Consider the following 7,157-nt stretch of genomic DNA (forward strand, 5'->3'; position numbering starts at 1 on the left):
GAACGGCAGACCGATTACCCTGCCGTTAATCCTGCCAGAGTCGCCGCGCGGTGTCTACCCCCTTGTGCGAACATTAACTTTCTCTAACCCCCGCCAGCCCGCGCCGTGACTGGGGTGGCGCGGTTATGCTTCAGGGCTGGGAGGTCGCCGGGGGGCTCTGCGGCGGCGGGTGCGGGCCGGCGGTCGGGTCCCACGGGTTGGCGATGAACAGCCCCCGGCGCAGGGCGTCGGCGCCAAAGCGCGCATGGATACGCGCCACCGTCACCGTAAGACGCCGCTCCCGGTCGTTATCTGTGGGGCGCGCGGCGCCGCCGTCGAACCGGTCCGGCTGGACCGGCTCCGGGGGCGCAGCGCGGCGATCCCCAGACCGATCAAGCGCACCGGCTTCCCCTGCCAGCGCCCGGCCGCAGAGGGCGACCAGGCGGCGGACAACAGGGTGCGGGGGTCGTCGCTGCGCCGATCGAGACGTCGTTGACGGGTCTGGGTCTCGAAGCCGCAGAAGCGAATCTTCAGCGTCACGGTGTGCCCTGCGAGCCCCGCCTGCCGGGCCGCGGCGGCGACCTCGGTCGCCAGGGCGCGCAGGGTGTCGTGCAGCACTCCAGGATCGGTGACGTCGACGCCGAAGGTGGTCTTCTTGGATAGGGAATGGCGGGCGGCGCGCTCACCGACCCGGTCGGAGGCGAGGCCCGCGCCTGCTGGTAGAGGCTGGTGGCGACGCGGGCCCCAACTGGGCCTGGAGTTGCGCGAGCGACCAGCTGCGCAGGTCCGCGACCATGCGTAGTCCCAGCCGCGTGAGCCGGGGCAGGGTCCGATGGCCGCCCCCCCGCACAGGACGCCGACCGGTTGTCCGCCCAGAAAGTCCAGCACCTGCTCCTGGGGCACCACGATCAGGCCGTTTGGCTTGCCGAAGTCGGAGGCGATCTTGGCCACCAGCCGATGCGGGGCGATCCCGACCGAGGCGGTCAGTCCGACCGCGGCGCGGATCGCTTCCTTGATCCGCCGGCCGATGGTCTGCGGCGGACCGATCAGGTGTTCGAGCCCGCTCACATCGAGAAAGGCCGCGTCGATGGAGATCGGTTCCACCACCGGGGCACCGGCGACCATGACCGCGCGAATCTGCTGGGCGACCTCCAAGTAATGCCCCATGCGCGGGCGCAGGTAGACCGCGTCGGGACAGCGCCGGTGGGCCTCGTTGATGGGCATGGCCGAGTGGATGCCGAAGCGCCGCGTCTCGTAGGAGCAGGTGGCCACCGCCCCGCGTCCGCCGGACTGGGCGCCGACCACCACCGGGCGTCCCCACAGGGCTGGGTCATCGCGCTGCTCGGCCGCGGCGTAGAAGGCGTCCATGTCCAGGTGCATGACCCAACGTGGGGGGCCGGTGTTCATGATCCGGACACTCGACAAGGTCAACGAAACCTGAGGTTAGCACGGGCGTCGGCAGGCCCGGGGCGGCGCCCCACTCGCAAACGAGAGGTTTTCGCGAGGCGGTGCGTGCGTTAGGTGTTGTTGTTCGGCAACCCGATGAAAGAAATGAGAAACCTTGCTAGAACCGCTCCAGAAGGGCTGTATGGCGTTCGGCGAGGGCAAGCGGGGTGGATCAGCCGTTGCCGCGTGAGACGGGTCAGAGGGCGATTGCGCAGGGCGATGGCCCGTGCTGACGCTGGGCGTGCGGCATTTTCCGTTTCGTCAGGGGACGCCTTGCACGACGGCGCAGTCCACGTCGCCGCCGCGGCTGATCGCCGCGGCGCGACGGCCTCCAGAGCCTCGGTGTGGTGGACGTGCGCGGGGCTTCTGGGAGCGCTCCAGCGATCACTTGGTGGCGGGCCGCGAGACGGGCGCGAGCCCGGCGGGCCGGAGGTTCCTGGACGTGGCCGCGAACGCCGCAGTGTGGGCGAACTCAACCGCCGCCACGGTGGTCATCAGCGCCGGTCGGCGCGTGCTGCGGTAATGCCGAGGACGTTCGCGACGGGGCGTTCCTGACCGTCGCTAGGCTGGTTGAGCACGCGCCAGCGCCGCGTGGCCGGGTCGCGCAGCACCATGACCGTGCTGCCACCGCCGTCGAGGTTGATGGCGCTCTGGCAGCCCAGGCGGATCATCTCGCTCGCCAGTTCGCCGTAACTCATCCCGCTCGACCCACCCTGGCGGCCGTCGACCACCAGGATCACCAAGCGCGTGCGTTGGCCGTTGAGTCCGAGCACGGTACGCGGATGCTTATCCTGGTTCTGGTGCGCGACGATGTTCCCGCGCTCAACGAGCATGACGTTGCCGGCGACGATCGCCCGGGCGTTGGCCGGCGGTTTGGCGACCCGCTCGATCGCAACCCGGCCCGTGGCGCGCACGACCAAACTGGGCCGCGGCCGGTCACCGATCGACCAAGCCCTGCCGTCACTGACCGCCGGTCCGACCACATTGGCCCACACGCCAGGCTGGTACAAAGGCGCCGCCGTGGCCGTCGGCGGCTTGCGAATACTGAAGAAATCGCCGTTCACCGCCAAGTCGAACCCGTCGCGGGCCGCAACCGCCGTCGGGGTCATCAGCGTGGTTTCCCACGCGCCCGGCCCGTCCGGGTCAGGACCTCCCGGTGAGACGCGGATCCGCAGCCGCGGGTTGGTCACATCCACTTCGGCGACGAACAGACGCAGCGGCGGAGACTGACGCGTTTCCTGATGATAACGCACGCCGGGAAACGGCTGTTCAGCCGGAAACACGGCCAGCAACGGCGCGCTCCAGAGCGCCAGCAAGAGGCTGCTGACGAAGAGGGTCGCCGGGCGCGTGATGGTCATCATCCAGGTCTGCCCGAGCGTCTGCGCATCAGGGCGCTGGCCGAACGTCCCCGGGTTTGGGCGCAGAACCCGGGCGAAGGTAGACGGCCAGCGTGTGCGGCGGCGCCAGGTTCTTGAGGCCGCACCCGAGGTGGGCGAGGACACGCCGCTCGTCGACGGGCTCCCGGCGTTTTCTCCCCCGGCGCGTCCACCAGCACCTGCTGCAAGCGTATGGCCATCGGCGATCCTCCTGAAGACCGACTGTTCGGCCAGTTTGACCTTTTCGAGGGGCTGGGCAACAACAGCCATCCAGGGGGCCGATCTGGTAACTGACTGCCGTGCCGACCACCGCGCGTTGCTCGGCATGCTCACCCAAACCCGGTAGCGCCACGGGACCGGCCGCGGGCAGTGACGCTCACGCCCACGGCGCCGTGGTCCTCGGGATCGAAGGGCCGCGTGCTGGGAGGGTGGCGCGGTCACCGAGGGGCGATCGGGGAACAGCGGGTGCGGCGGGTCCAGGTCGCAAGGCCCCAGCGCACGGCCGTTATGGGGCACACCTGCGTAGCTTACACGACCGGGTCGCCTGGCGGTACGAGGGCCAAGTGGCGAACCTTTCGTGGGCGTCTCCCCTCTTAAATCTCAAAAAAATCAGTTTCGCGCGGCCACTGCCGCGGTACTAATTCTTAAGTACTAAAAGAGTACTAAGAAGTACTAGGGGCCGCCAGCGGTCCATTTTTTGCTTTTATAACCATTTACTTGCACTACCTTTCGGCCAGCCTTCGCACCCTCAGAACCCGGTCCTCGCGCCCTCGAAACACGGTGCCCGCACCCTGAAAGCACGGGGGCTCGCACCCGTGGAACCCGGTGCTCGCACCCTCAGGACACGGTGGTCCTGTGGATAAGTGTGGATAACTTGCGCGCGCTTCGCACCCTCAAGACCCGGTGCTTTGCGCACGCCGGCAGGGCTCGCCAGCGCGCACCAAGACGCTGCTTTCGCTGAGGGACATCACACATGCTGTTGGTCGGCATTGACGCCCTCGACCACGCGCGCGACGTGGGCTGCGCTGGCTGGGGTTATCTTGCCGGGCGGGGCGGGACCGGAGCGCCGGCGACATGAGTACGTTTTGGGGTCGGCGCAATGACGCAGCGCCCGGCAGGGTGCGGGTGCGCGTCGACGGCAGCCATCACGATTTTCCTGGAAACACAATGTGCAGAATGAACGGCGTGGAGCGCCCCGTTCCGTCGATAAGAAACGAGGTGATAAACCCCTCTTGCTGCATAATCATTAACTGCTTGGTAGCGCGACCCGTCATACACTTTGTCGAAGCGTAACTGGAGTCCATAAAGGTCCTCGATACTCTCACGGCGCCGCGCCAGCTCGCGTCCGCCCCACCCGCTGCGCGGGGTGTAGCCACGAATCGCCGTCTCCAACTGTGAGGTGGTGAATACCACACAGTCCACTTGTACGTGCTCATCCGTCGGGGTGGTGTCTTCCGTATCCAGCCGCCGCACGGCGGTTGGCATATGATCGGCCGGTCCCACCAGCCGCCGCGAGCGTAAGACCATGAGCCCCAGGAGCGTGTCCTCGTCGTAAATATTGAGCGCTGGTCCGGAACGATAGACGCCACCGCCATCCCATGACGACCGCAACTTCACCCATCCGCGTTTGAACATTTCAATCGCGGTTTCGCGCGTGACCGGGGGGAACAGTGGGAGCCGCGTGAGCGTGGTGGGATATTCGGACGTTGCGCACAGCGCAGTCTGCTCCAGCCCCCGCTGACGGGCGACGGTATCCAGTGCCTCAGCGGCGGCCGCGACGCGGGCTTGGTTGGCATGACCATTGAGATGCCGCTTGGCAGAAGTAGCTGACTCCGCGGGTGCGGCAGCTGCTGTCCCGCCGGTCTCTGCATCATCGCACGTTCGCTCGGCCCGCCGTTCGCCGTCGTGCGCTAAGCATTTTTGGGCATCTTGGCGCCGTGCTTACCGGGGCAGCGCGGGCGTGGGGCGTGCGGGCGCACGGTTCGGTCCAGCCCGCTCCCGTGCGCGCTGCTCCAGTTGCGCCAAGCGCTGCGCCAGCGTGGTGGGGAGGTTGCCTGACGTCATGGCGGCCTCAGTTCGCCGTTGCGTGTCCATGCCCTACCCCGCCTCGCCAGCCGTCACCGGGACCCGCACCAAACGGGCTGGCGCGACGTTAAAGGCCCGCGCCAGCTCAAATAAACACTCCAGCGAGGGACTGCGATCCCCCCGCTCGATGGCGGAGATGAAGGCTTGGCCGAAGCCGATCTTGGCGGCGAGTTGGCCCTGCCGCCAGCCCAGGGCGTGGCGAATTTCGCGCCATTATGTAGCAGCCGCACATGATCCGACCCGGCCAAACCGGGAGAATCCTACCCTCACCTGATAGCGAGGAGCCGGATTCATGGCGGAGTTACACGTAGTGAGCGCATTGGTGGCGAAGCGGGGCGAGTTGGCCGGGCAGGCGCAGCTGTGTCACCAGGAATTGCAGCGGCTGGCGGCGGAGTTGGGGCATCTGGACGCGACGATCCGGCTGTTCGCCCCGGCGTACGACCTCGGCGGGATTCGGCCGCGCAAACGGCGCCGCGGCCAGCGGTGGTTCGCGCCCGGGGAATGCCAGCGGCTGGTCTTAGAGGTTCTGCGTGATGCGGGTGGGCCCTTATCGGACCAGGGTGTGGCGCAGGCGGTGGCGGCGCGCAAGGGCTTGCAGGACCGTCCCGAGGTCCTGGCGGCGCTCCACAAGACGAGCCTGGCGGTGCTGCGGCGCCTGACCGGCAAGGACGCGGCTCGGGCCGTCGAGTTGGCCGGCGGCGGGCGGGCCTGGGTGCGGGCGTGAGGGGCTCAGGCCGCCAGACGCTCCGGGCGCCGGGTGTTGCCCTGCCAATAGCCGCTCCAGTCGCGATGCGGACGGGTGCGGGCACACTTGGTGAGGATGTCGGAGAAGATCTCCCCGTTGGACCAGCGCCGGGTGTCCTCGCGATAGGCCGCCTCGTTGGCGTAGTTGGCGAGGTGGGCCAGGCCGAAGTGGTGGTGCTGGCCGATCTGCATCCGCCGAAAGCGCGAGAACAACGACTCCGCCTGGTTGTCGGTCGTCCCGTCCGCGGCCCGATACTCACGTTGATGATTGACTCGCCGCATCCGATAGCGCCCGTGCAACAGGTCGTAGGCATCGTGCTCGTCGGCCGAGATCGTCGTCCCCGGGGCGATGAAGCGCGCCGCCAGGGCGCCGACATCGGTCTGATTTTCATGGGGGATGATGAAGGTCAGGGTGCGTTTGCCGCCGATCCGCCCAGCGAGATCGTCCACCGGGTAGGTCTCGCGCATCACCAGGACACAGCGCTTGTCGGGGTTTTGGTGTTCGACCAGGCGCCGATCCACCCGGTCCTCGGCCCGGTTCGCGGGGCGGACCGAACCGCCCACATAGGCCCCGTCGAGCTGCACCTCCCCGACCAACGGCGTCTCGTCACGCTGCACCATCAGGCTCTCGCGCAGCTTGTGCATCAGCACGAACGCGGTCTTGTACTGCAGGTCCAGGTCCCGGCTCAGCTGGAGCGCGGATAACCCTTTGACTGCATTGCTGTAGATCACGACGGCCGCGAGGTAGACCTGCAGCGGCAGTTTGTGGTGGGCGAACAGGGTCCCGGAGGTCACCGAGAAGGTGTGTCCGCAGGCGCGGCAGCGCCACTGCTGGCGGCTCGGTAGAAACCAATGGTGCTCGACGACGCCGCAGCTCGGGCACACCGGCGCACCGTCCCGGCCCCAGCGGGTCTCCCGGAACAGGGTGAACGCCTGGTCGTCGGTCATCGCGAACACCTCCCGCAGCGACAGGGTGCGGGCGGCGGCGGTCAGGAGGAAGTGGGATCCGGGCATGAGGGAGTTTCCGGCGCGTGGACGATTGTCGCAGTATGCGCCTAGGGTGGCTCAGACCGTGAGCCTGCCGCCTAAGTCGTTGACGACAAAACCATGTGCGGTTGCTACATAATGGCGGAATTTCGCGCACATTGGTGCCGACAACAACGGCCGCATCCTGGTTACACACATGCTCGTCGGTCATCATTTCCTCGTTTGCTGCAAGCCCCCGGCAGGGGTTGGTCGTGGTTGCCCGAACGCTTGATATCATGCATGCTCCAAACTACTTTCAGCTATTTTCTGAGGTCAGACAGTGCGCTCACTGCCCCGTGCATATCCTTACTGGCCGTTAGCGTTCAGGCTGGGCAGATGAACGAAGACAACGTCGTGGTGGGCCTTGATCATAATTGTGCGACACGAAGTCGCGTAAGTAATTGTTCTACTGGAAGTCTCTATATGGCGACCTGATGGAACCGACGGTTTCTCCCGTCGTAGCCTAGGAGCACATGCGAGACTGGTAACGGTCCGGTGTGA

6 protein-coding genes are annotated in these 7,157 nt (G+C 67.0%); 1 reads left to right on the forward strand and 5 read right to left on the reverse strand.

Translation table 11 applies throughout. The annotated features are described in order from the left end of the window. Positions 1–261 precede the first annotated feature (261 nt). The 4 genes from dinB to QZY48_RS34610 form a co-directional block, all read right to left on the reverse strand. On the reverse strand, positions 262–1,386 hold the full coding sequence (gene dinB, locus QZY48_RS06170) for a DNA polymerase IV (protein ID WP_295429076.1): 1,125 nt from the start codon (positions 1,384–1,386) through the stop codon (positions 262–264). A 533-nt stretch (positions 1,387–1,919) separates the two neighbouring features. Beyond that, complete coding sequence (locus tag QZY48_RS06175; protein ID WP_295429079.1) at positions 1,920–3,071, reverse strand: phosphodiester glycosidase family protein; 1,152 nt, start codon at positions 3,069–3,071, stop codon at positions 1,920–1,922. Between the two features lie 765 nt (positions 3,072–3,836). Beyond that, positions 3,837–4,436 (reverse strand): hypothetical protein, encoded by a 600-nt coding sequence (locus QZY48_RS06180; RefSeq protein WP_295429082.1) that lies wholly within the window; start codon positions 4,434–4,436, stop codon positions 3,837–3,839. 462 nt (positions 4,437–4,898) lie between these two features. After that, positions 4,899–5,090: a helix-turn-helix transcriptional regulator gene (locus QZY48_RS34610; RefSeq protein ID WP_366929640.1), complete on the reverse strand. Its 192-nt coding sequence runs from the start codon at positions 5,088–5,090 to the stop codon at positions 4,899–4,901. 88 nt (positions 5,091–5,178) lie between these two features. Between QZY48_RS34610 and QZY48_RS06185 the strand changes: the two genes are divergently transcribed. Continuing rightward, the gene (locus QZY48_RS06185) at positions 5,179–5,610 is read left to right on the forward strand and encodes a hypothetical protein (protein ID WP_295429085.1); all 432 of its coding nucleotides are present in this window, start codon (positions 5,179–5,181) and stop codon (positions 5,608–5,610) included. A gap of 5 nt (positions 5,611–5,615) precedes the next feature. On the opposite strand, the gene QZY48_RS06190 is transcribed toward QZY48_RS06185, so the two are convergent. Beyond that, on the reverse strand, positions 5,616–6,644 hold the full coding sequence (locus QZY48_RS06190; protein WP_295429087.1) for an IS1595 family transposase: 1,029 nt from the start codon (positions 6,642–6,644) through the stop codon (positions 5,616–5,618). Between the last annotated feature and the right edge of the window lie 513 nt (positions 6,645–7,157).

It is taken from the genome of uncultured Thiodictyon sp., from assembly GCF_903828115.1.
Taxonomy (GTDB): domain Bacteria; phylum Pseudomonadota; class Gammaproteobacteria; order Chromatiales; family Chromatiaceae; genus Thiodictyon.

What these genes read in the sequence shown, in the direction of transcription:
- dinB (WP_295429076.1), bottom strand. Translation starts at nt 1,386, where the DNA reads ATGAACACCGGCCCCCCACGTTGGGTCATGCACCTGGACATGGACGCC.
- QZY48_RS06175 (WP_295429079.1), bottom strand. Translation starts at nt 3,071, where the DNA reads ATGGCTGTTGTTGCCCAGCCCCTCGAAAAGGTCAAACTGGCCGAACAG.
- QZY48_RS06180 (WP_295429082.1), bottom strand. Translation starts at nt 4,436, where the DNA reads ATGTTCAAACGCGGATGGGTGAAGTTGCGGTCGTCATGGGATGGCGGT.
- QZY48_RS06185 (WP_295429085.1), top strand. Translation starts at nt 5,179, where the DNA reads ATGGCGGAGTTACACGTAGTGAGCGCATTGGTGGCGAAGCGGGGCGAG.
- QZY48_RS06190 (WP_295429087.1), bottom strand. Translation starts at nt 6,644, where the DNA reads ATGCCCGGATCCCACTTCCTCCTGACCGCCGCCGCCCGCACCCTGTCG.